We start from the raw sequence: 230 nt of genomic DNA, 5'->3' as shown, positions 1-230 counted from the left end.
GTCGTAGATATGAAAGCGAGCTGTGAAGGTAACCAGGGTGTTATTGAAGAAGACTTTGTTTATGACGATGGCCAAACTCAAAAGCGTAATTGGAAAATAACGTTAAATAAAGACAATACTTTAACGCGGTCGGCAGCTGATGTAATAGCTACAGCGCAAGGTAAAAGTGATGCCAGCGTATTTCATTGGAATTACGATGTAGAGCTTCCATATGATGGCAGAACCTTAGA

At 40.4% G+C, this 230-nt stretch carries 1 protein-coding gene; it reads left to right on the top strand.

Annotated elements, in window-relative coordinates; genetic code table 11:
• Positions 1 to 230, top strand: a 230-nt coding sequence (locus V6260_RS18765; RefSeq protein WP_341595587.1) for a DUF3833 family protein, incomplete at both ends; no start/stop codon positions are given.

It is taken from the genome of Pseudoalteromonas aliena (genome assembly GCF_038155085.1).
Classification (GTDB): domain Bacteria; phylum Pseudomonadota; class Gammaproteobacteria; order Enterobacterales; family Alteromonadaceae; genus Pseudoalteromonas; species Pseudoalteromonas aliena_A.
The sequence above is the reverse complement of the archived record's forward strand: the minus strand, read 5'-3'. Positions and strand labels throughout refer to the sequence as shown.